The 20,960-nt window shown below is 62.9% G+C and carries 18 protein-coding genes; 2 read left to right on the top strand and 16 right to left on the bottom strand.

Annotated features, from left to right (window positions below; genetic code table 11):
- Nucleotides 1-17: 17 nt before the first annotated feature.
- The 7 genes from OSH12_RS14060 to OSH12_RS14030 all read right to left on the bottom strand — a co-directional run bounded on the left by OSH12_RS14060 (nucleotide 18) and on the right by OSH12_RS14030 (nucleotide 8,899).
- A complete protein-coding gene (locus OSH12_RS14060) occupies nucleotides 18-1,616 on the bottom strand; it encodes a GMC family oxidoreductase (protein WP_266344195.1) in 1,599 nt (532 codons plus the stop codon).
- Nucleotides 1,616-3,115, bottom strand: a complete 1,500-nt coding sequence (locus OSH12_RS14055; protein ID WP_266344194.1) for an aldehyde dehydrogenase family protein — start codon at nucleotides 3,113-3,115, stop codon at nucleotides 1,616-1,618. Before OSH12_RS14055 ends, OSH12_RS14060 begins: the two co-directional genes overlap by 1 nt.
- 77 nt (nucleotides 3,116-3,192) lie before the next feature.
- Complete coding sequence (locus tag OSH12_RS14050; RefSeq protein ID WP_266344193.1) at nucleotides 3,193-4,236, bottom strand: zinc-dependent alcohol dehydrogenase; 1,044 nt, start codon at nucleotides 4,234-4,236, stop codon at nucleotides 3,193-3,195.
- A complete protein-coding gene (locus OSH12_RS14045; RefSeq protein ID WP_266344192.1) occupies nucleotides 4,233-5,174 on the bottom strand; it encodes an ABC transporter permease in 942 nt (313 codons plus the stop codon). Before OSH12_RS14045 ends, OSH12_RS14050 begins: the two co-directional genes overlap by 4 nt.
- Nucleotides 5,175-5,188: 14 nt before the next feature.
- A complete protein-coding gene (locus OSH12_RS14040) occupies nucleotides 5,189-6,694 on the bottom strand; it encodes a sugar ABC transporter ATP-binding protein (protein WP_266344191.1) in 1,506 nt (501 codons plus the stop codon).
- Between the two features lie 6 nt (nucleotides 6,695-6,700).
- Nucleotides 6,701-7,666 carry an ABC transporter permease gene (locus tag OSH12_RS14035; RefSeq protein WP_266344190.1) on the bottom strand — a complete coding sequence of 322 codons (966 nt, stop codon included), beginning with the start codon at nucleotides 7,664-7,666 and terminating at the stop codon, nucleotides 6,701-6,703.
- Nucleotides 7,667-7,783: 117 nt separating this feature from the next.
- On the bottom strand, nucleotides 7,784-8,899 hold the full coding sequence (locus tag OSH12_RS14030; RefSeq protein WP_266344189.1) for a sugar ABC transporter substrate-binding protein: 1,116 nt from the start codon (nucleotides 8,897-8,899) through the stop codon (nucleotides 7,784-7,786).
- A gap of 355 nt (nucleotides 8,900-9,254) precedes the next feature.
- Here OSH12_RS14030 and OSH12_RS14025 point away from each other — a divergent pair, with 355 nt between their 5' ends.
- Nucleotides 9,255-9,896 (top strand): TetR/AcrR family transcriptional regulator, encoded by a 642-nt coding sequence (locus tag OSH12_RS14025; protein WP_266344188.1) that lies wholly within the window; start codon nucleotides 9,255-9,257, stop codon nucleotides 9,894-9,896.
- A 186-nt stretch (nucleotides 9,897-10,082) separates the two neighbouring features.
- Here the strand turns inward: OSH12_RS14025 and OSH12_RS14020 are convergent, their stop codons facing one another.
- Nucleotides 10,083-10,904, bottom strand: a complete 822-nt coding sequence (locus OSH12_RS14020) for an alpha/beta fold hydrolase (protein WP_266344187.1) — start codon at nucleotides 10,902-10,904, stop codon at nucleotides 10,083-10,085.
- A gap of 306 nt (nucleotides 10,905-11,210) precedes the next feature.
- On the opposite strand from OSH12_RS14020, the gene OSH12_RS14015 reads away from it, so the two are divergent.
- Nucleotides 11,211-12,344 (top strand): PQQ-dependent sugar dehydrogenase, encoded by a 1,134-nt coding sequence (locus OSH12_RS14015; protein WP_266344186.1) that lies wholly within the window; start codon nucleotides 11,211-11,213, stop codon nucleotides 12,342-12,344.
- A gap of 66 nt (nucleotides 12,345-12,410) precedes the next feature.
- Here OSH12_RS14015 and OSH12_RS14010 read toward each other — a convergent pair whose 3' ends face one another.
- The 8 genes from OSH12_RS14010 to OSH12_RS13975 form a co-directional block, all read right to left on the bottom strand.
- Complete coding sequence (locus OSH12_RS14010) at nucleotides 12,411-13,376, bottom strand: branched-chain amino acid ABC transporter permease (RefSeq protein ID WP_266344185.1); 966 nt, start codon at nucleotides 13,374-13,376, stop codon at nucleotides 12,411-12,413.
- Nucleotides 13,373-14,230, bottom strand: a complete 858-nt coding sequence (locus tag OSH12_RS14005; protein ID WP_266344184.1) for a branched-chain amino acid ABC transporter permease — start codon at nucleotides 14,228-14,230, stop codon at nucleotides 13,373-13,375. The genes OSH12_RS14010 and OSH12_RS14005 overlap by 4 nt, the downstream gene beginning before the upstream one ends.
- A 4-nt stretch (nucleotides 14,231-14,234) precedes the next feature.
- Nucleotides 14,235-14,939 (bottom strand): ABC transporter ATP-binding protein, encoded by a 705-nt coding sequence (locus OSH12_RS14000; RefSeq protein WP_266344183.1) that lies wholly within the window; start codon nucleotides 14,937-14,939, stop codon nucleotides 14,235-14,237.
- Complete coding sequence (locus OSH12_RS13995; protein WP_266344182.1) at nucleotides 14,932-15,684, bottom strand: ABC transporter ATP-binding protein; 753 nt, start codon at nucleotides 15,682-15,684, stop codon at nucleotides 14,932-14,934. The genes OSH12_RS14000 and OSH12_RS13995 overlap by 8 nt, the downstream gene beginning before the upstream one ends.
- Before the next feature lie 11 nt (nucleotides 15,685-15,695).
- Nucleotides 15,696-16,892 (bottom strand): substrate-binding protein, encoded by a 1,197-nt coding sequence (locus OSH12_RS13990; protein ID WP_266344181.1) that lies wholly within the window; start codon nucleotides 16,890-16,892, stop codon nucleotides 15,696-15,698.
- A gap of 728 nt (nucleotides 16,893-17,620) precedes the next feature.
- The gene (locus OSH12_RS13985) at nucleotides 17,621-18,772 is read right to left on the bottom strand and encodes a mandelate racemase/muconate lactonizing enzyme family protein (RefSeq protein ID WP_266344180.1); all 1,152 of its coding nucleotides are present in this window, start codon (nucleotides 18,770-18,772) and stop codon (nucleotides 17,621-17,623) included.
- Between the two features lie 89 nt (nucleotides 18,773-18,861).
- Nucleotides 18,862-20,073 (bottom strand): D-mannonate dehydratase ManD, encoded by a 1,212-nt coding sequence (gene manD, locus OSH12_RS13980; RefSeq protein WP_266344179.1) that lies wholly within the window; start codon nucleotides 20,071-20,073, stop codon nucleotides 18,862-18,864.
- Nucleotides 20,074-20,124: 51 nt separating this feature from the next.
- Nucleotides 20,125-20,955 (bottom strand): NAD-dependent epimerase/dehydratase family protein, encoded by an 831-nt coding sequence (locus OSH12_RS13975; RefSeq protein ID WP_266344178.1) that lies wholly within the window; start codon nucleotides 20,953-20,955, stop codon nucleotides 20,125-20,127.
- Nucleotides 20,956-20,960 lie beyond the last annotated feature (5 nt).

Below are 20,960 nucleotides of genomic sequence, written 5' to 3'. Positions count from 1 at the left end.
AGAAATACGATGCCGGCTTAGTGATTGCCCCGGATCAGATCGGATCCCTTTTCAGAAATCATGATCGTCGGCGCGTTGGTGTTCGAACCGATCAAACTCGGCATGATCGAGGAATCGCAGATGCGGATGCCCTCGAGCCCACGCACCCGCAATTGCGGATCGACCACCGCCATCTCGTCGACGCCCATCTTGCAGGTGCCGGTCGGGTGGTACGAAGTGCGGCCGTACTGGCGGGCGTAGTTCTCGAAATCCGCCTGGGTGCGCACGTCCTTGCCAGGGAAATGCTCCTGCCGGACATATTTGGCGAAGGCCGGCTGGTTCATGATCTCGCGGCTGATCTTCACGCCTTCAGCCGAGATGCGGAGATCGTCCGGCTCGGCGATGAAGTTCGGATCGACGATCGGCTTGTCCTCCGGCCGGTCGCTGCGCAGCTTGACTGTGCCGCGGCTCTTCGGGCGCAGCGTGTAGGAATTGAGCGTGCATCCCGAGCCGGACTGGATCGCCGGCACGCCGGCTTCCATGCCGGCGCCGGCGAGGAAATGGAACTGCAGGTCGGGATTGGCCAGTGACCGATCCTGACGCCAGAAAGCGCCGCCTTCGACGACGTTGGACGTCACCGGGCCGGACTTGAACAGCGTGTATTGCAGCCCCGCCCATAGCATCCAGTGCAGCTTGTTGTACTTGTCGAGGCTGTCGGCGGTCTTCAGCTCATAAACGATGTCGATGCCGAAATGGTCGCTCAAATTCTCGCCGACACCGGGGAGATCCTGCACCACATCGATGCCGAGCGCCTTGAGCTGGTCGGCGGGGCCGACGCCGGAAAGCAGCATGATCTTCGGCGAGCCGACGGCGCCGGCCGTGACCACGACCTCCTGATCCGCCCGGACGCTTTTCAGCGTCCCGTCCTGCCGGTATTCGACGCCGATGGCGCGGTTGCCGGTAAACAGGATCTTCGTCGTCAGACAGCCGGTCTCGACGGTTAGGTTCGGACGCCCCATCACCGGGCGCAGATAGCCGACAGCGACCGAGCAGCGACGGGCGTTGCGGATGGTCGTCTGATAGACGCCCGCCCCTTCCTGCGTGGGCCCGTTGAAGTCCGGATTGTACGGCATGCCATATTGCTGGCAGGCCTGGACGAAGGCACGCGTCACCGGTTGCGGGTCGCGGATGTTGGAGACACCCAGCGGTCCCTCGGTGCCGTGATAGCCGGAGGCGAGGATCTCGTTGCCTTCCGAGCGCAGGAAATAAGGCTGTACGTCCTCGAACGACCAGCCCTCGCAACCCTCGTCACGGGCCCAGCGATCATAATCATCAGGCACGCCGCGGGTAAAAATCTCGGCATTGATCGAACTGCCGCCGCCTAGAACCCGCGCCTGCGCATAGGGGATCTCGCGATTGCCGGCATGTTTCTGCGGCGCGGTGACAAGACCCCAGGTCAGCGGCCCCGTCGTCATCTTGGCGAAGCCGACTGGCATGTGAATGTAGGGGTTGGTATCGCGGCCGCCTGCCTCGAGCAGCAGGACGCGAACGTCCGGATTCTCGCTGAGGCGGCTGGCCATGACGCAGCCGGCCGAGCCGCCACCAACGATGACGTAATCGTAGCCCTTCGCCGCCATTACGACACCCAGGGCTCGCGACGGCCGAGCGCGATATGCGTCGCCTTGACCTCGGTATATTCCTCGACACCGTAAATGCCGGCCTCGCGGCCGGTGCCGGACTGCTTGAACCCACCAAGCGGCAATTCCGGGCCGTTGTTGATCGTCGTGTTGACCCAGACGCGGCCAGCGCGGATGCGGCGGAAGGCTTCGGTCGCCTTGTCGAGATTGCTGGTCCAGATGCTGGCCGCGAGGCCGTAGATCGTGTCGTTGGCGATAGCCATCGCCTCGTCGAACGTCTCGAAGGTCGAAACGGTGAGGACCGGTCCGAAGATTTCCTCCGAAGCGATGCTCATCTCGCGCGTGACATCGGCGAAGACGGTGGGCCGGACGAACTGGCCGGCATCGCTCGGATAGGCCTCGCCGCCGCAAACCAGCCGTGCGCCTTCGCGCTTGCCGGCCTCGATATAGCCAAGGATGGTGGCGTTCTGCGCGGTCGTCACGATCGCGCCCATCTGCGTATTCGGGTCGAGTGGATCGCCGATGCGCACCCGCGCCATCTTGGCCGCGACCAGCGCCTCGAATTCGGCCGCGACCGACTTCTCGACGACGAGACGGCTGCCGCCGACGCAGCACTGGCCGGCATTGAAGCAAATGCCGAAGACGACGCCGTCGGCGGCCTCGTCCAGATTGGCGTCGGCGAAAACGACCTGCGGGTTCTTGCCGCCGAGTTCCAGGCCGACCTTCTTGAAATTGCCGGCCGAGGCGAGCAGCACGCTGCGGCCGACCGCCGTCGAGCCGGTGAACGAGATCATGTCGACATCGGGATGCTCCGCCAACGCCTGGCCGATCACGCTGCCGCTGCCGGTGACGACGTTGAACACGCCATCCGGCAGGCCGGCATCGGACAGGATTTCAGCCAGCAGTAGCGTCGTCGCCGAGGTGACTTCACTCGGCTTCGAGACGATCGTGCAGCCAGCGGCGAGGATGAACGGCACCCGCTCGGAGAGGATGAAGAACGGGAAATTCCACGGCGTGATCAGGCCGACGACGCCGATCGGCTCGCGCGTCACGAGCCCCAGCATGTTGTCGCCGAGATTGTTGAAGGCGTCGCCATGCAGCGCCCGCGCCGCACCGGCGGCATACTCGAAAATACTGGCACCACCCTCGATTTCGCCACGCGCCTGGGCAATCGGCTTGCCGCTTTCGAGCGTCTCGAGCAGCGCCAGTTCCTCGACGCGGGCGCGAATACCGGCGGCGGCCTTCAGCAGCACGGCGGCGCGTTGGCCGCCCGGAAGACCGGACCAGCGGCGATCCTCGAAGGCTTCGCGCGCAACATGGACGGCCTGGTCGATATCGGCCTTGGTGCAACGGACCGTGCGGGTGACAGCCACGTCATGCGCCGGGCTCCTGCGTTCGGCCATGGCGCGGTCGCCCGCCTCCACCCAACGGCCACCAACGAAGAAGCCAAATTCGCGCGGGCTCGCCGGTATCGTCCAGACTGCAGAGTTCACGTCCATCACTATTCTCCTAGCCATTCCCGCACCGCTCGACGGTTCAGGATGTAAGTAACCGTCCGTCCATTCAAACCGTGCCGTCAGGCCATCGCGATCTGCACCTTGAGCGCTTCGGGATGGCGTGGCAGCGTCTCGAACGCTTGCTGGATATCGGCGAGCGCAAAGCTGCGGGCACGGAACGCGTCCGTCTTGAAGCGTCCATGCGCCAGCAGTGTCAGCGCGTCGTGCATGTCCTCGCCCATGCCGGCAACCGATCCCTTGACCGAATTCTCACGCAAAACCGTCTTCAGCAGCGGCAGCGGTACGGTGTCCTGAGGCCCGGCAATACCGAAGGCGGCGACATGGCCGCCGGGGCGGATCAGCTCAAAGGCGAGCGAATAGAGCGAAGGCAAGCCAACGCTCTCAATGACGACATCCGCGCCACGGCCGCCGGTATGCGCCAGCACGGTTTCGCGCAGCTGCGCCGGGTCGGAAACGACGATATCGGCTCCCGCCTCCAGCGCCATGGCGCCACGCATGGCCGAGGGCTCGGAGACAATAATTGGCGCGGCGCCGACGAGGCGCATCATCTGCACATGCAGATTGCCGATCGGCCCGGCGCCGAGAATGACGACCGACTGGCCAAAGCGGACATCGGCCTTGCGCGCCGCGCGCACGACGCAGGCGATCGGCTCGACCAGCGCCAGCAGATCGAACGGCGCGTCGGCCGGGGCAGCGATCACCAGCCTCGACGGCATCGCCACGAATTCGGCGAAAGCACCGTCGCGCGAGATGCCGACCTGCCGGACTTCGGCGCAGTTCAGCACCTCGTTGCGGCGGCAGTAAAAGCAATGTCCGCAGCCGATATTGATATCGGCAACGACGCGGTCGCCGGTCGCAAAGCCCGTCACATCGTCGCCGATAGCCGCCACCGTGCCGGAGAATTCATGCCCCGGGATGATCGGCAGGTTGTCGGCCGCGTAGTGGCCGTTGAACATGTGCATGTCGGTGCCGCAGATGCCGCAACGCTCAACCCGGATCAGGACGTCGTCACGGCCGAGTGTCGGGACCGGCACCTGGCGAATTTCGAACCGTCCGGGCTCCACCAGAACCGCCGCGCGCATGTGTTTGGACGATCCGCTCATTTGACGGTCCTCACTTTGCTGCGGTCGATCGTGAGGGCGATGGCACCGACCAGGACCAGGCCAAAGAATATCTGCTGGGCCGTCGGCGGAACATTCAGATAGAGCATGCTGGTGCGGATGACAGCGACGATCAGCGCACCGATGAAGGTGTTGAGAACGCCACCGACGCCGCCCGTCAACGGCGTGCCGCCAACCAGCACGGCAACGATCGCCGGCAGCAGGAAGCCGTTGGCCATGACCGGCGAGCCGCCGGAAAGCTTGACCGCGAAGATCAGCCCCGCCATCGCGGCGAACGCCCCGGATATTGCAAAGGCGATCATCTTGTAGCGGTTGACCCGAAGGCCGGAGGCAATCGCCGCCGGCTCACCGGCGCCGATCGCTTGCAGCGCGCGGCCGAGCACGGTGCGCCGCTCGATGATCAGGGCAACGACCAGCAGCACAAAAGCGATGATCATCTCGCGCGGCAAGCCGGCCGTGGTACCGATGATCCAGCCGAATGCCTCGTTGCGCAGCCCGGCATCCATGTAGAGCGCCTTCTGGCCGGAAGCATATTGCCCGACCGAAAGCGCGATGCCGCCGACCGCCAGCGTCGCGATGAAGGACGGCACCTTGAGCCGGTTCGAGACATAGCCCGAGACAAGCCCGAACAGCGCGCCGATGGCGATGCAGACGGGGGCGGCGAACCAGCCGAGCTGTGCCAGAAACAGGGTCGCCAGAACGGTGATCATGTTGGCGACAGACTGCGCCGAGAGATCGATGCTGCCGATATAGATGACGAAGGTGATGCCAAGCGCCATGATGAACAGCGTCGAGATATCGCCGGCCAGAGCGATCAGATTGTCCAGCCGCAGAAAATTTGGGTCGAGAATGCCGACAAACAGCGTCAACGCGACCAGCGTCATCCAGGGGAAATGCTTCTTGAGACTGTGAAGGTTCATGATTGGCGCGCCCCCTAGATCATGTAGTGAACGAGATCGAACAGGGACGGCTTTGCGCCGGGACTGCCTTCGAACCGCTTCTGGATCGCACCGTCCTTGATCACCAGGATGGTGTGCGACAGGCCGATCGCCTCCTCCAGCGTATCGGCGATCAGGATGATGCCGACGCCATCGGCGTTCATCGCCCGCACCATCTCGTAGACGTCCTCCTTGGCGCCGATATCGAGGCCACGGGTCGGATGATCGAGCAGAATGATGTCGGAGCCGCCGCTGCGCCATTTGGCGAGCACGACCTTCTGCTGGTTGCCGCCGGAAAGATTGCCGCAATCGGCCAGTTCCGACGACGCCTTGATCGATAGCTTCGAGATCCAGTCCCGGGCGGTCGCCTTCTCGTCGCCGATGCGCAGGAAGCCGAAACGGCTGTAATGGCTCATCTGCGAGAGCGTGATGTTCTCGTAGACATTCATACCGCCGACGATGCCCTCGATCTTGCGCTCGCGCGGGATGTAGCCGACGCCGCTGGCGACCCCCGCCTCGGCCGAGAAGCTCTCAACCTTGCAACCCTTGATGGTTACCGTGCCGAGCACCAGCTTCTGGAGCCCGAAAATGGTGCGCAGGATCGCCTCGCGGCCCGAGCCCTCGGTGCCGACCAGCGCCAGCACCTCGCCGGCATGCAGCTGGAAAGAGATGTCCTGATAGTGGCCGGGCAACGTCGCCTTCTCGAGCTCGACCAACACCCGGTCGGCGTCGTAGGCGAGCTGTTTCTCTTCGCGGTAGTATTCCTTGCTGATGTCGCGACCGACCATCTTGTGCTGGATGTTTTCCGCGCTCGCCTCGGCGGACGAAACGTGGTCGACGACCTCGCCATCCTTCATGACATAGATGCGGTCGGCCAACTCCAGCACCTCGTCGAGCCGGTGCGAGACGAATATGAAGGCGGCGCGCGAGCGCAGTTCGCGCACCAGCTTGAACAGGAGTTCGACCTCCTCCTTCGCCAGCACCGATGTCGGCTCGTCGAGCAGGATGACCAGTTCGCCGTCGACACGCTCTTCCAGCGTCAGCACCTTGGCGAGTTCGACCAGCTGGCGCTGTGCGAAGGAGAGCTTCGACGTGATCGTCTTCGGGTCGATGTCGAGCTTGACCTTGGCCAGTTGATAGCGGGCGGCAGCGGCCATCTTCTTCCAGTTGACGACGCCGAGCTTCACGAATTGCTGCTCGAAGCCGAGGAAGATGTTCTCCATCACGCTGAGATTGGGGATCAGCGACTGTTCCTGGAACACCATGCCGATGCCCTTCTGCATCGCCTGGCGCGGGTTTTCAAAGCGCACAGCCTTGCCGTCGATCAGCACCTCGCCGCCATCATGCTGATAGGCGCCGTAGATCACCTTCATCAGCGTCGACTTTCCGGCACCGTTCTCGCCGACCAGCCCGACAATCTCGCCGCGCCGGATTTCGAAATCGATCGCCTTCAGCGCCCGGACATTGGGGAAGTTCTTCTCGACTTTCCTAAGCTCGAACATGGGCGATCACTTCACGAAAGCGAGGGATTTGCGGTCGGTCGAGAGCACGACCGCGATGATGACCAGAAGGCCGAGGACGCCGTCCTGCACGTAGCGGGGAAGGCCCATGACGATCATGCCGTTGTTGATGACGTTGACGATCAGCACGCCGACCAGCGTGTTCCAGACACCGCCGCTGCCGCCCCAGAGCGCGGTGCCGCCGACGACGATCGAGGTGATCGAGACGAACATGAAATTGTAGCCGGTCGCGGTCTCGGCGATGCCGAGCTGCGCCACGGCGAACAGCGCGCCAAAGGCATAAAAGACACCGGCGAGCGCAAAGCCGGCGATGCGGACTCGCCGCACATTGAGGCCGGAGGCATGCGCCAGCTCCTCGCCGCCACCGACCGCGTAGAAATTGCGGCCCAACGTCGTCTTGCGCTGGATGAACCATGCCGCGAGCAGCACGGCGAAGGCGACATGCACCATCAGCGGGAAGCCGAGGAAGCGCTGGGTCAGCAGCGAGCGAAACAGCGGATCCTCGACGCGGATGCGGTCGCCGCCGGTCATCATCAGCGACAGACCGATGCCGACAAAGCCCATGCTGAGACTTGCCATGAAGGAGGGAATGCGTAGGCCCACATGCACCGTGCCGGTGACGAGGCCGCAGATCGCGCCGACGATCAAACAGGCTGGCAGGGCGACCCAGCCCCAGCCGCCGAGCGTGCCGCCCAACGCCGTGAACAACGTGGCGAAGATCACCGCGCAGACGGCGACCGAACCCTCCATCGACAGGTCGATCGACCCCATGATGATGATGAAGGTGGCGCCGATCGCGACCATCAGTGGCGGCGTCGCGGAAATGCTGATGCGGGCGAAGTTCTTCAAGGAGAGGAAATTTGGATTGACCAGGGTGAAGAAGACGATCAGCGCCACCAGCACCAGAAGCGGTGCCCAGCGTTGAAGATCACCACGGGACGCGAGGTTCGACATATTGGCTCCTTGAAAGCGAGCTCCGGGACGATGCGAGGCCAATTTCGCGCACGACCTTCGACTGCGAGGCGCCCGGTCCCGGACGCCTCGCTCGATGGGATTGCGCTGGAGAGAGGCCTAGTAGGTGATCGGACCGGCGGAAGGACCCCAGAAGTCTTTCCAGTCATAGGTCGGCGTCGCGTCGATGTACTTCTTCTTGAATTCCTCGGCGTCGGCCTTGGTGATCAGCACGGTCGGGCCGTTGAACTCGCGATGTTCATGCGGTTCGTCGGACGGCTTGAACGCGCCGGTCGCGGCGTAATAGGCCAGAGCCGCGGTGATACCACCGCCCCAATGCGGGTTCGTCGACACAGTGGCAAGCAGTTCGCCAGCGAGAATCAGATCGACGGCCTGGGCGTTGCCGTCATAGGCGACGACGGGGATCTGGCCGGCCAGTCCCTCGGCGCGCAACGCCTCGAGGACGCCGTAAGCCATGGTGTCGTTGGCGCAGAACACACCGGTGATCTCGTCGCCGAAGCGGGTGAGATAGCTCGACATAATGCTGTTCGCCTTCTGGGTGTCCCAGTCGGCCGCCTGGTAGTCGAGCAGCTTTACGTCCGGAAAGTTCTTCAGCGCGTTGTCGAGGCCGGTGCGGCGCTCGATCGCCGGATTGTTGGAGGCAATGCCGCCGAGACCGACAATGGCACCCTTGCCGCCCATCGCCTTGAGCAGGATCGTCGCCGTCTGCTCTGCCGGTCCGATATCCGACCAGCTCATGTGCGAAACGTAATTGTCGCCAAAGTCCCAGGGATGCAGGTCGTCGGTCTTGTTCCAGATGGTCGAGACAAAGGCGCCCTTGGCGACCACGGCTTCGACCACGGGGCGGGCATTCGGAGAGTCGTTGGCGTCGATGGCGAGCGCCAGCTTGCCGTCGGTCTTGCCCAGCAACGCCTTGACGTCGGCCAATGACTTCTCGCTGCTGCCCTCGTTGATCAGATGCACCAGCGCGCTCTTCGGCTTGCCGAGGCTTTCGACGAAGGACTCACCACCAGAGACAATCGAATTCCAGTAGGGGTTGGTTCGGTCGCGATAGCTCCAGGCGATCGTCGGATCCTCGATGGCTCCAGCGGCATGCGCCCTGCCCGCGCCAACGATCGAGGCCGCTGCGGCGCCCGTTATTCCGAACGCCGAGGCCAGCAGAAAATTCCGCCGGTTGAGCGTTTCCTTCTCGATAAAATCCTTGATGAACGACATTGGTTCCTCCCTGTCAAAACCATCCCGAAACAAGCCAAGTCCCTGCGGCCAAGTGCGGTGCGTACCCACCCACGCATCGCCGCCACGACGGACATATTGCACTAACTAGTTACTGGGATGATTGCCCCCTGTCAATCACGCTGCCGGGCACGCAAAGCCGCCGCGCCGGCTCGGCGCATGTAATTATCCAGTTAGTTCATAATTGGCGACGTACGTGCTACGGAGCGTCATTCGTTGCCGCTCCAGCGGTGATCCCGGCAGGGTCGCAGCCGATCGACCTGTGGCTGCGGTTACTTTGCAGCCCGATGCCGAAACGCTATGAGATATGGTCAAGAAGAGGGAAATCGAGAAAGCAATGGTCACCTCCACCCCGGAAAAACCGCGTGCCCGCGATGCTGAGGCGACCCAAAAGAGGATCTTGGCCGCGGCCAAGAAGGAATTTGCCAAGAATGGACTGGGCGGCGCCCGCGTCGACCTGATCGCCGAGCGCGCAAAAGCCAACAAGCGGATGATCTATCATTACTTTGAGAGCAAGGAGTCGTTGTTCCAGCGGGTTCTCGAGGACGCCTATACCGACATCCGCACGGCCGAACAGAAGTTGCAGCTCGACCATCTCGACGCCAAGGCGGCGCTTGATACGCTGGTACGCTTCACCTGGAACTACTATCTCGCCAATCCAGAATTCCTGACCCTGGTCAACAGCGAGAACCTGCACAAGGCCAAGCACCTGAAGAACTCGCAGGTGATCCACGTCGTCAGCCGCAAGGTGGTGACTTTGGTCGAGCAGCTATTGGAGCGCGGCGTCCAGGAAGGCGCGTTTCGCGCCGGCATCGACCCGGTCCAACTCAACATCACCATCGCCGCCATCGGTTATTACTACCTGAACAACCGGTTCACCGGCTCGATCATATTCGAGAAGGATTTGATGACGCCGCAGGCGCTAGAAGATCGTTTGACGTTCAACATCGACACGATCATGCGGCTGGTCTGCAAATAAGGTGGTGCGATCCGGCCCATCCATCACGCCGAGCACTTTCGGGCTAAATGCCGGGGGTGACCGCCCGATAGTGTCAACGTGATGGCATTGCATCGACGTGGTTCGTCTCCTGGAGCGGGTTCGGGGCGAGGCGGAAGGGTGCGCGAGCACCGCGCGGGGGGCTGCGATGCTCGCGCACGCTCGGGCTCAGCCGCGAATGAACGCCAGCACGTCGGCGTTGAACTTGTCGGTTTCCGTTTCGGCGAGGCCATGCGGCGCGCCCGGATAGACCTTGAGTTCGGCCCCCTTGACGATCTTGGCGGTCTTCAGGCCGGCGGCCGCGATCGGAACGATCTGGTCAGCGTCGCCATGAATGACCAGCGTCGGCTTGTCGATCTTCTTCAGATCCTCGGTGTAGTCGACCTCGGAGAATTCGTGGACGCAGTCATATTCGCCCTTGATGCCGCCCATCATGCCGAGCCGCCAGAAGTTCTCGCGTAGCCCCTCATTGACCTTGGCGCCTTCCTTGTTGAAGCCGTAGAACGGCATCGACAGGTCCTTGAAGAACTGCGAGCGGTCGCCGGCCGTGCCCTTGCGGATGCCGTCGAATACTTCGAGCGGCGTGCCTTCCGGATTGGCCTCGGTCTTCAGCATCAGCGGCGGAACGGCGCCGACCAGCACCATCTTGGCGACCCGGCCGGTGCCATGGCGGCCGACATAATGGACGATCTCGCCGCCGCCGGTCGAATGGCCGACCAGCACGACATCGCGCAGATCGAGCGCCTCGATCAGCTCGGCCAGGTCGTCGGCATACTGGTCCATGTTGTTGCCGTCCCAGGTCTGGTCGGAGAGGCCGTGGCCACGACGGTCATGGGCTATGACGCGATAGCCCTGCGAGCCGAAGAACAGCATCTGCGGCGCCCAGGCGTCGCCGGCCAGCGGCCAGCCATGCGAGAACAGGATGGGCTGCCCCTTGCCCCAGTCCTTGTAGGCGATCGAGGTGCCGTCTTTCACCTGAAATGTGCTCATGGTTTCTCTCCGTTTTGCATCTGAAGGAACCTGCCGCCTGTCGGCTGGATGACGCTCACAGCATCGGACGGAACCCGCCTCGGAACTATTCTACGTGGGGTTGCCCAAATCATACTTCGGTATGGGCCGTAGAAAACCGTTGGTTTGGTGAGTGGGAACCTGAAATTTGCGATCGTGCCGAGCTCCCTCTAACTGCGCCTACGTCGTGGCGGGAAAACGGATCGCCAACTTGTTTGGGAACAGGATGCGGAGCCCAGCACTTAACGATAAGCAGGATCAGACGGACACCCATTCGAAGGGACGAGCATGAAACGATTGATGGCGACGGCAGCGATCTTGGTTGCCCTTCTCGGCAGCGCGCATGGCGAGAGCGTTCTCGTCGGCGACCGAGAGGCAAGCGCGACGAAGCCATTCGTCGCCAAGGAAGTGGCCAGCTTTGACACGCCCTGGGCGCTCGCGTTCCTGCCCGATGGCAATATGCTGGTGACCGAAAAGCCCGGAAAGATCTTCCTGGTGACGCGGAACGGTCGCAAGACGGCAGTTTCCAACGTACCTGATGTTGCGGCCAGCGGGCAGAACGGCCTGCTCGATATCGCGGTTTCGCCGAACTTTCGGAGCGACGGCAAGGTCTATGTGACGTTCGTGCAACCCAGCGAGGGAGGCGGCCGGCTGGTCCTGATCCGCGCGACGCTCGCGACATCGCCGAACAAGGCGGCACTGGATGAAATCGAAACCATCTGGCAACAGACGCCGGCCGGCGGCGGCGGCCAGCCCGGCGGCATCATCGCCTTCGACCCCAAGGGCGAGCATCTCTTCCTCACCGTGGGAGACCGGATGCGCCCGAAGACCGCGCAGGACCCTGACCAGGCTCGCGGCAAATTGTTGCGGCTCAATCTGGATGGATCGACCCCGGCCGACAATCCGCATGCCAGTGAAGGCGGCGTGCTCGGACAGACTTGGACAACGGGCCATCGCAACCCCTACGGCCTGGCTTTTGCCCCGGACGGCACGCTTTGGCTGCATGAGATGGGGCCGCGCGGCGGCGACGAGTTGAACCGGATCGAGCCCGATCGGAACTATGGCTGGCCCATCGTCTCCAACGGCGACAATTACAGCGGGACATCGATCCCGCGTCATGCGACGCGCCCGGAATTCGCAGCTCCTGTACTCTATTGGAATCCCGTCATCGCCCCGGCCGGACTGGCCTTTTATGAAGGCTCGCTGTTCCCGGATTGGCGCGGATCGGCCTTCATCGGCGGTCTCGCCGCGTCGGCGCTGGTGCGGGTTACTTTCGACGAGGCAGGCGGTGCGAGCGAGGCGGATCGGTGGGACATGGGCGCCCGCATCCGCGATGTCGCCGTCGGGCCGGACGGCGCGCTCTGGGTGATCGAGGATGATGATCCGGGCCGGCTGCTCCGCCTGACGCCCGACAAGGGCTGAAACAACAACGGGATCCGCCTGGCGCGCAGGCGGATCCCGTTAATCGAAGTATCTATCCTTCGGGACTTAGTCCCCGCGCAGACGGTATGGAGTCGGCAGCTTGAACAGCCGGCCGAGAAGTCCCTGCGGGAACAGGACCACCACGACGATGAAGGCGATCCCCGTTACCAGCAGCCAATAGTTGCCGATGGTCTCGGACAGATAGCCTTCCATGTACTTCACGACGATCGCGCCGATGAAGGCAGCCATCAGCACGCCCTTGCCGCCGACCGCCGCCCAGATCAGGATTTCTGTCGAGAGCGCCAGTCCGATGACGGCCGGCGAGACGAAATTGAACTGCGTGGCGAACAGGCCACCGGCGAGCCCGGCGACACCACCGGAAAGCGCCAGCGCCACGACCTTCCAGATCGGAACAAAAAAGCCCAGGCTCATGATGCGGCGTTCATCGCAGCGAATGCCGCGCAGCACCGTTCCATAGGGCGAGCGCTCGACAGCCAGCAGGAACAGGAACGCCAGCAGCGCGAATCCCAGAACCAGCAGATAGCCGGCCAGCGGATCGGCGCTGTCGAGACCACCGGGAAGCGGCAAAGGCGGCACGTCGAGCAGGCCGTTGAAGCCACCGATAAAGCGCCAGTTTGTGGTCACACGCTCCGCGATGACTGCCGCCGCGATGGTGATAATGCCGAAATAGGCGGTGCGCAGCCCCTTGCCGAAGAAAAGCGCCCCGCCGACCAACGCGCCGAAGATGGCGCCGGCGGCGATGGCGAACAAAAGGCCGAGCCATGGGGAGGCCGGAATTCCCGGCAGCATCCCCTTGGCGGTGAGCGACATGGCATAGGCGCCGGCGCCGAAGAACAGGGCCTGGCCGAAGCTGACCAGACCGCCCTGCCCCCAGATGAAGGCCAGACTGATCGCGACAATGCCGTAGATCAGCAATTGGCCGAACATCGCCAATTCCCATTCACCCAGCAGCAACGGCAGCATGGCGAGAACGGCCCAGACAGCCAGGGTAGGTAGAAGGCGAGCCATCATCTTTTGCGAAGCCCCGACAGACCGGAAGGAAGGAAGCGGATGGTTACGATCGCCAGCAGGAACACGACGATCTGCGCGATCACCGGCGTCCACCAGGCGGAGACCAGCGTGGTCGAGCCGCCGATGACAACGGACCCCCAGATCGCGCCGACCGGGCTGCCGACGCCACCGACCAGGATCGACAGGAAGGCAGGCAGGACGAAGCCCATGCCCATCTGCGGATCGACGCTCATCAACGGCGCCATCACCGCGCCGGACAGGCCGGCGAGGCCCGCGCCGACGCTGAAGGTCGAGCGGTCAAGCCGGCGCATGTTGATGCCGAGGCATTGCGCCATCTGCCGATTTGCCATCGCCGCGCGGGCGGCAAGGCCAATGGAGGTACGGTACAGCACGAGAAACACCGCCAGCGCGACCAGGACGGCGATCAGCATCACGACCAGCCGGTAGGACGAGTAAGATACGCCGAACAACTCGACTGGCGTGGTCAGCGGGGCTGCGACCTGCTGCGATTGCGCGCCGAAGACGATGACGATCGCCTGCCGGATCGCCAGCGATAGACCCCATGTGGCCAGGATGGTGTCGACCGGCCTGTCATAGATGAACCGCAGGATCACGGCGTCACACAGCAGACCGACGATCGCGACCGCGACAAACGCCATCGGGACGGCCAGCCAGAACGGAATACCCACGCCCTGCGCCACCAGCACGGTATAGGCGCCGAGCAGGAAGAATTCCCCATGCGCGAGGTTGATGACCTGCATCAGGCCGAAAATGACGACCAGTCCGATGCAGACCAGCAGCAGGACCGACGTGTAGTTCATGGCGTCGAGCGCCAAGCCGAAAAGTGTCACCATCGCCTCAAAGCCCCATGTTCTGCGTGATCAGCTCAGGCTCAGCGACCAATCTAGACGTGGGGCTCTCGCCCGTTATGAGGCCGTTTTCGAGAAACGCCACACGTTCCGCGAGGATTTCGACCATCTCGAAATTCTGCTCGATCACGATCACGGTCAGCCCTTCCGTGGCGCTGATTGCGCTCAGCTTTTCGGCGATCTCATGAACGATGTTCGGCTGGATCCCCTCGGAAGGCTCGTCCAGCAGCAGCAGCTTCGGCCGTCCGATCAGCGCACGCGCAATGGCAAGCTGCTGCATCTGGCCGCCCGACATGGTGCCGGCGCGCTGCGACTGGCGCTCGCGCAGAATGGGGAACCAGTCGTAGATCTTCTCCAGACCTTCAAGACCGAGCTTCGGCTTGCCGATGACGCCCATGCGCAAATTTTCGAGGATGGTGAAATCGCCGAAGATCTCGCGCCCCTGCGGCACGTAGGCGACGCCTAGATTGCTGATCTTGTGGGCCGGCATTGCGCCGATTGGTGCGCCTTCGAGACGGATGTCTCCCGCCGAAGGCTTCACCAGACCCATGATCGTCTTGGCGAGCAGGGTCTTGCCCATGCCATTGCGGCCCATGATGGCCACGCGCTCGCCCGCCGTCACGTTAAGGTCGATGCCCTTGAGGATGTCGGCACCGCGCGCATAGCCGGATCGGAGACCTTTTATCTCAAGCATGACGATCTCCCAGATAGGCGGACCGCACCTGCGGATCGGCGCGAACCTCGTCATAGGTTCCCTCGCGCAGCACCTCGCCGCGCATCATGACGATGAGCGGGCAGGCAAGATTGCGCACAAAGGTCATGTCGTGCTCGATCACCAGGATGGCCGCGCCGGTCGTCTGGTTGATCCGGCGGATCAGGTCGATCGTCGCCTGTGTCTCGGTCGCGGTCATGCCGGCCGTCGGCTCATCGAGCAGCAGCAGCTTCATGCCGCGCGCGACGAGCATCAGGATCTCAAGCCGTTGCTTGATGCCATGCGGCAATTGCGAGGCGATCTTGTCGGCATATTCGGCAAGGCCGGCATCGGCGAGCATTGCCAGCGACTCGGCGCGATTGCCGCGCCAGTTCAATGTCTTCCAGACCTTGCCGCCCGTAGCCCGGGCGGCAAGCGCGATTTCCATATGCTCCATGACCGTCAGGTCGGAGAGCACGCCGGGCACCTGGAATTTGCGCCCGACGCCCAAGCGGCTGACACGGTGCGCGTTGAGGCCCGAAATACGGTTCCCCTCCAGCGTCGCCGTACCGCTGTCCGGGGCCAAGACCCCGGTCAGCACGTTGAAAAGGGTGCTCTTGCCGCAACCATTCGGCCCGACGATGCACTTGATCCCGGCAGCACCGAGCGAAAAGCTCACCCCTTGCAGGGCATGGATGCCGCCAAAGCTCTTGCGCAGTCCGTCGATATTGAGAAAGTCGGCGGTCACGGACGGCCCCACTAGATGCTGCACTGATCCGGAGCCGCGACCTTGCCGATGTATTCTTCCATCGCAAGACCACCGCCCTTCACCGACGCGATCAGGATGTTCAGATCGACGTGCCGGTCGGACGCACGCAGGGTGACGTCGCCATTGCCCGACAGGATCGACTGGTTGGGCAGAGCTGCCATGATGGCGGCCTTGTCGTCGCTATCGGCCTTGCGCACCGCATCGAGGTAGAACTTCGTCAGCCCGTAATGGGAGTCGGCGTAGTAGGTCACGACCACGTCGTCACCGAACGCCTTGCGCTGCCTGGCGACAAAATCCTTGGTCTCGGGGCGGTCGAGCGATTGCATGAACGGCAGCGGCGCGATGATCCCCTCCGCTTCGTCGCCGCTGAAGCCCGGCAGATAGTTCTCGTTGAAGCCCAGGAAGGAGAGACCAACCTTGCCCTTCAGGCCCGAGGCGGCGAACTGCTTGACGAAGGTCACACCGTCTGCGCCCGGCAGGGTCAGGATCACGAAATCGGTGCCCGACTCTTCGATCTTGCGCAGCGTGGGAGCAAAGTCCTTCATGCCGAACGGGGTGTATTCCTCGCCCGCGACCGTACCGCCACCGGCCTCGATCTTGGCGCGGATCGCCTTGTTCATCTTTTGCGGCCAGGTGTAGTCGGCGCCGAACAGATAGAAGCTCTTGGCGCCGCGTCCGGCGAGGAACGGGATCAGCGGCTCGACGAAATGGGCTGGAACGGCGCTGTAGCAGGCCATCCAGGGGCTGCAGACGCCGCCTTCATAGTCTGTCGCGTAGAGCAGCGGAGTCTTGCCGCGCTCGATGGTCGACTTGATCGCGTCTCGATTGGCGCTGGTGACGGGACCGACGATCGCGTTCACCGCATCGCGGCGGATCAACTGGGTCGCACGCTCGACAGCGGTGCGCGGATCGGTCTTGTCGTCGGCCTGGACGATCTCGATTTGGCGGCCAAGCACGCCGCCATTGGCGTTGAACTCATCCACGGCCATCTTCACGCCCTGCATGCCCTGCTGGGCGAAGAGCTCAAGGCCGCCGGAGAACGGTAGCAGGACGCCAAGCTTGAAGCTCGACGATTGCGCGCGCGCCAGGCTGGGGGCTGCGAGCGGCAATGCAAGCGCCGCGGCGCCACCCAGGAAGGTACGACGGCTCAGCCGGCCGCCAAGGATGAAATTCTTGTCTCGAGTCATGATGTTTCCCCTGCTCTATCGCCGTAACCGTCTGTGCGAAATGGCGGCGATCAGGAGAAGATAATTTCATTTGTCTATCAACAGTCAATCGATTTTGTTGCGCCGCAGGCAGAGCGAAACGCCGCCTAAAATGAAGTCAGACCTTCATTCAAAATGGCTTAAAACAAAGCTATCCGGACGTTACGTCGCGAGAAACGGACGTTACTGGATAGCATCGACATCCGAAATATATCGTTGCTGATCCAATGAATTTTGAAATCCATAGCCGGCATGGGGGATCGGCAGTCGGCGTGGACGACTTGCGGAGAATTTCACCACCAGGGCGGCGTCGGAGACTTTGACCAGGATTCGGGCGTCGAGTTATCCACCGCGCCCACGACGAGGCCGGAGCCAAGATCAGCGGCATACCCCCAGCACATCGAAGCATCGACCGTGGTGAAGGCCACTCCGCGGAGACCGCCTGGTATGGCAAGGCACGCGTAGCCGGCGGGCATCCGCCGAGGATTCCAGCGTCGAATCGCCAGCCCGTGCCGGAGCCCCGACCGAGGGTGGTCATCTCATGAAGCCGGGAAGGCGCTGACGCGGCCGGCGGGTCAGCGACACCGCTCCAAGCTGCATTCAGTCGGTTCGACAAGCGAGCGCAACCGTTGACAAGGCGCCACGGCCATTGGGGTCCGCGCGTCGACGAAGGGGCCCGAGGCTGCGGCTAGGCCCCTTCCGGTACAAGTCTACCAGTTTGTCACGGAACCATCGTGACGCTTCAGGTGCGGCGCTTCCCAGAATTTGAAGCTCTGCTTCTGAATCAGTTCCTCGTTGACCTCAATGCCGAGACCCGGAACATCGGAGACGGCGTAGTGCGCCTTCTCGATCCGGGGCTGCACCGGGAAGAACTCGGAATTGTCGAAGCCGAGCTGTTCGGCCGTCGATGTGCGGGTCTCCAGCCAGGAGAAGTTGGCGACCGCCGCAGAGAAATGCACCGTCGCCGCCGTGCAGATCGGCCCAAGCGGATTATGGGGCATCATGTCGACGTAGTGGGCCTCGCTCCAGCCGGCAACTTTCATCGACTCCGTGAAGCCGCCGACATTGCAGATGTCGATCCGGTTGAACTGGTGGATGTCGCGCTCGATGAAAGGCAGGAACTGCCACTTCGAGGCGAACTCCTCGCCGATGGCGAACGGGATATCGACCATCCGACGCAGCGCCTCATAGGCCTCCGGTGTCTCGTCGCGGATCGGCTCCTCGAGGAAATCGAGCGTGCCGCTAGGCATCTTCTGGCAGAAACTCGCGGCTTCCGCGACCGACAGGCGGTGGTGGTAGTCGATGCCCAGAACGACGTCGTCGCCCAGTTCCTCCCGCGCCTTGACGCACCACTTCGCCGAGGTGGCAATGTGTTCGCGCGGCTCATAGATGTTCGACTGGCCATGACCGGCCGGCGACAGGCGCATGGCGTTCCAGCCCGCCTCGATCAGCCCCCTCGCCTGCTCGATCATCTCCGGCCCGGGCGGCGCCGAGGTGGAAGCGAAGGTCGGAATCCGGTCGCGCTGCTTGCCGCCCAGCAACTGGTACACTGGCACCCCGAGCGCCTTGCCGACGATGTCATAGAGCGCGATGTCGAGCGCCGAGATTGCCGCCTGCAACACCCGGCCGCCTTCGAAATACTGGCTGCGATACATCTCCTGCCACAGCGCGCCGATGCGCATTGGATCGCGGCCGATCAGGAATTCGCGATAGTGCTCCAGCGCGCCGACGACCGCCTTTTCGCGCCCGGAAAGGCCGCTTTCGCCCCATCCGAAGATGCCCTCGTCGGTTTCGACCTTGACGATAAGCTGGTTCCGCGTCCCCACCCAGACCGGATAGGGACGAATGGCGGTGATTTTCATGATCTCGCTATCCGGATCTGAGAGAAACGCGATGGTTCGGCGCTCGGCCGAACCTCATTTCAGGAGACGTTTCCGCCTCGTCTCGACGCCTACCAGTGCCAGATCGTGCCGTCTTCGAGGCGATTGACCGGCAGATAGGCGCGCTCATAGGGGTATTTGGCCGCTAGCGTCTCGTCGATATCGACGCCATGCCCCGGCGCTTCACCCGGGTGCAGATAACCGCCATCCTGCTTCCAGGCATGCGGGAACACCTCGTGCATCAGCGGCGTGTAGCCGGAGAACTCCTGGATGCCGAAATTGGGCACCCAGAGGTCGATATGGACGTTGGCCCCCATGGCAACCGGAGACACATCCATCGGTCCGTGGCAGGCGGTCCGGACATGATAGATCGAGGCGAAATCGAAGATCCGCCGCAGCCCGGTGACGCCGCCGGCATGCACCGAGGTGGTGCGGATATAGTCGATCAGCTGTTCCTCGATCAGCAGCTTCGCATCCCAGATCGTATTGAAGATCTCACCAAGCGCGATCGGCGTCGTCGTGTGCTGGCGGATCAGACGATAGCCTTCCTGCAATTCGGCCGGGACCGGATCTTCCAGCCAGAACAGGCGGAACGGCTCGAGATCTTTGCCGAGCCGCGCCGCCTCGATCGGTGTCAGCCGGTGATGCGTATCGTGCAGCAGATGCAGGTCATCGCCATAGGTGTCGCGCAGACTCGCAAACAGTTTTGGGATGTGGCCCATATATTTGGAAGTGGACCAGACTTCCTCATTCGGCAGCGCATCGACCATGCCGCCCTTGCCCTGGTCTGAGCCTTTGCCGGTGCCGTAGATCGCGGGCAGTCCGGGAATGCCAACCTGGGCGCGGATGGCGACATAGCCCTCGTCGCGCTTCTTGCCGACCGCGTCGACGGCTTCTTCAATTGTCATGCCCTGAGCATGCGAATAGACCATCACCTTTTCGCGCGAAGCGCCGCCGAGCAACTGGTAGAGCGGCATGTTGGCCACTTTGCCCTTGATATCCCAGAGCGCCATGTCGATGGCTGAGATCGCCGCCATGGTGATCGGCCCACGCCGCCAATAAGCGCCGCGATAGAGATATTGCCAGATATCCTCGATACGCGAGGGATCGCGCCCGATCAGCAGCGGCGCGACGTGATCCTGCAGATAGCTGACGACCGAGAGTTCGCGTCCATTCACCGTGCCGTCGCCGATGCCGTAGATTCCCTCGTCGGTGAGGATCTTCACGGTGACGAAATTGCGTCCCGGCGAGCAGACGATGACTTTGACGTCCGTGATCTTCATGAGTTCTGCCTTGAGATTTTGCGAGAGCTTTGGAGGCTGGTCGGAACGAAATCAGTGGGGGTCGTGCCGCCAGTCGAGCATTCGTTCGGCCTTGGCCGAGGAGAAGAAGCTGCGATGGTCGCTGAGATCACCGCGCACCGGCACATCCGGGAAGAAGCGCGCGGCAAGTTCGAGCGTGGGGATGTCCAGCAGGCTATCCGGCCCGATGATGTAGAAGACCTCATGGCCCTTGAAGGCCGCTTCGAGCGCCAGAAGGCAGGCCCGTGCGGCGGCGTCATATCGCGTATAGGCCCAAAGGTGCAGAGCCGCCGCCTCGGTCGCGACACCAAACGCGGCCACGGCGTCGGACTTCTGTTCCACCACGAGATGAAAGCGCATCGAGGCGATGCGGATATCCTCATAGCGGCGGGCAAATGTATCCGCCTGCTGTTCGCAGATCCATTTGGAGAGGCTGTAGGGCTCCTCGCTATGGTTGGGGTGCTGTTCGTCGATGGGGAAATAGTCGAAATGCGGCGCGCGGCTGAAGGATAGGCCGATCGCATTGACGCTCGACGCCTGCACGATCCGCCGGATGCCCACTTCGATGGCGGCCCGCATGGCGTTGTAGCTGCCGACCACGTTGTTGTTGTGGACGACATGATCGAGATGCCCGATCGGCGCCGGGATGGCGGCCATGTGGATCAGTGCGTCGCAGCCTGAAAAGGCGGCGACCAGCGCGTCATAGTCGCCGATATCCGCCTGGACGAAACGGCAATTTTCCCGCGCCTCCGGCTCGGCCGGGGCAATACGATCGATGCTGACGACGCTATGGCCCTGGCGCAGTGCTTCAGTCGTGATGGCACGACCGATCCTGCCGGTGGCTCCGGTAATGGCGATTTTCATGGGGC

The sequence above is a fragment of the Kaistia terrae genome (genome assembly GCF_026344005.1).
In the GTDB taxonomy this organism is placed as follows: Bacteria; Pseudomonadota; Alphaproteobacteria; order Rhizobiales; family Kaistiaceae; genus Kaistia; species Kaistia terrae.
The sequence above is the reverse complement of the archived record's forward strand: the minus strand, read 5'-3'. Positions and strand labels throughout refer to the sequence as shown.

What these genes read in the sequence shown, in the direction of transcription:
- OSH12_RS14055 (WP_266344194.1), bottom strand. Translation starts at nt 3,115, where the DNA reads ATGGACGTGAACTCTGCAGTCTGGACGATACCGGCGAGCCCGCGCGAA.
- OSH12_RS14060 (WP_266344195.1), bottom strand. Translation starts at nt 1,616, where the DNA reads ATGGCGGCGAAGGGCTACGATTACGTCATCGTTGGTGGCGGCTCGGCC.
- OSH12_RS14045 (WP_266344192.1), bottom strand. Translation starts at nt 5,174, where the DNA reads ATGAACCTTCACAGTCTCAAGAAGCATTTCCCCTGGATGACGCTGGTC.
- OSH12_RS14050 (WP_266344193.1), bottom strand. Translation starts at nt 4,236, where the DNA reads ATGAGCGGATCGTCCAAACACATGCGCGCGGCGGTTCTGGTGGAGCCC.
- OSH12_RS14005 (WP_266344184.1), bottom strand. Translation starts at nt 14,230, where the DNA reads ATGGTGACACTTTTCGGCTTGGCGCTCGACGCCATGAACTACACGTCG.
- OSH12_RS14020 (WP_266344187.1), bottom strand. Translation starts at nt 10,904, where the DNA reads ATGAGCACATTTCAGGTGAAAGACGGCACCTCGATCGCCTACAAGGAC.
- OSH12_RS14015 (WP_266344186.1), top strand. Translation starts at nt 11,211, where the DNA reads ATGAAACGATTGATGGCGACGGCAGCGATCTTGGTTGCCCTTCTCGGC.
- manD (WP_266344179.1), bottom strand. Translation starts at nt 20,073, where the DNA reads ATGAAGATCACGGACGTCAAAGTCATCGTCTGCTCGCCGGGACGCAAT.
- OSH12_RS13985 (WP_266344180.1), bottom strand. Translation starts at nt 18,772, where the DNA reads ATGAAAATCACCGCCATTCGTCCCTATCCGGTCTGGGTGGGGACGCGG.
- OSH12_RS14030 (WP_266344189.1), bottom strand. Translation starts at nt 8,899, where the DNA reads ATGTCGTTCATCAAGGATTTTATCGAGAAGGAAACGCTCAACCGGCGG.
- OSH12_RS13975 (WP_266344178.1), bottom strand. Translation starts at nt 20,955, where the DNA reads ATGAAAATCGCCATTACCGGAGCCACCGGCAGGATCGGTCGTGCCATC.
- OSH12_RS14035 (WP_266344190.1), bottom strand. Translation starts at nt 7,666, where the DNA reads ATGTCGAACCTCGCGTCCCGTGGTGATCTTCAACGCTGGGCACCGCTT.
- OSH12_RS14010 (WP_266344185.1), bottom strand. Translation starts at nt 13,376, where the DNA reads ATGATGGCTCGCCTTCTACCTACCCTGGCTGTCTGGGCCGTTCTCGCC.
- OSH12_RS14025 (WP_266344188.1), top strand. Translation starts at nt 9,255, where the DNA reads ATGGTCACCTCCACCCCGGAAAAACCGCGTGCCCGCGATGCTGAGGCG.
- OSH12_RS14040 (WP_266344191.1), bottom strand. Translation starts at nt 6,694, where the DNA reads ATGTTCGAGCTTAGGAAAGTCGAGAAGAACTTCCCCAATGTCCGGGCG.
- OSH12_RS13990 (WP_266344181.1), bottom strand. Translation starts at nt 16,892, where the DNA reads ATGACTCGAGACAAGAATTTCATCCTTGGCGGCCGGCTGAGCCGTCGT.
- OSH12_RS14000 (WP_266344183.1), bottom strand. Translation starts at nt 14,939, where the DNA reads ATGCTTGAGATAAAAGGTCTCCGATCCGGCTATGCGCGCGGTGCCGAC.